At 63.0% G+C, this 1,142-nt stretch carries 1 protein-coding gene; it reads left to right on the top strand.

Going from position 1 to position 1,142, the window contains the following annotated elements; all coding sequences use genetic code 11:
• Window positions 1–1,142, top strand: a 1,142-nt coding sequence (gene tuf / locus AC0L3N_RS33855) for an elongation factor Tu (protein WP_473552027.1), incomplete at its 3' end; no start/stop codon positions are given.

Genomic DNA, 1,142 nt, shown 5'->3' with positions numbered 1-1,142 from the left:
ATGGCAAAAGGTAAATTCGAGCGTACAAAGCCTCATGTGAACATTGGCACGATTGGCCACGTCGATCATGGCAAGACGTCGCTGACGGCGGCGATCACCAAGTATTTTGGCGAATACAAGCGCTACGACCAGATCGATGCGGCGCCCGAAGAGAAGGCGCGCGGCATCACCATCTCGACGGCGCATGTCGAATACGAGACGGCCGCCCGCCACTACGCCCATGTCGACTGCCCCGGCCACGCCGACTATGTGAAGAACATGATCACCGGTGCCGCGCAGATGGACGGCGCGATCCTGGTTGTGTCGGCCGCCGACGGCCCGATGCCGCAGACCCGCGAGCACATCCTGCTGGCCCGTCAGGTCGGCGTGCCGTCGATCGTGGTGTTTTTGAACAAGGTCGACCAGGTCGACGACGCCGAGCTGCTCGAACTGGTCGAGCTCGAGGTGCGTGAGCTCTTGACCAAGAACGAGTTCCCCGGCGACGACATTCCGATCGTCAAGGGTTCGGCACTTGCGGCTTTGGAAGATTCCGACAAGAAGATCGGCGAGGATTCGATCCGCGAATTGATGGCGGCGGTCGACGACTACATCCCGACGCCGGTTCGTCCGCTGGACAAGCCGTTCCTGATGCCGATCGAGGACGTGTTCTCGATCTCGGGCCGCGGCACGGTGGTGACCGGCCGCGTCGAGCGCGGCGTGGTCAAGGTCGGCGAGGAGCTTGAGATCGTCGGCATCCGTCCGACCACCAAGACGACCTGCACGGGTGTCGAGATGTTCCGCAAGCTGCTCGACCAGGGCCAGGCCGGCGACAACATCGGCGCGCTGCTGCGCGGTGTCGACCGCGAAGGTGTCGAGCGTGGCCAGGTTCTGGCCAAGCCCGGTACGGTCAAGCCGCACAAGAAATTCGTCGCCGAAGCCTACATCCTGACCAAGGACGAGGGTGGCCGTCACACGCCGTTCTTCACCAACTACCGGCCGCAGTTCTATTTCCGCACGACCGATGTGACCGGCATCGTGTCGCTGCCGGAAGGCACCGAGATGGTGATGCCGGGCGACAACATCACCGTCGATGTCGAGCTGATCGTGCCGATCGCCATGGAAGAGAAGCTGCGCTTCGCCATCCGTGAAGGCGGCCGCACCGT

The organism is Mesorhizobium sp. WSM4807 (assembly GCF_055811615.1).
This window is presented reverse-complemented; position numbering and strand designations above follow the sequence as displayed.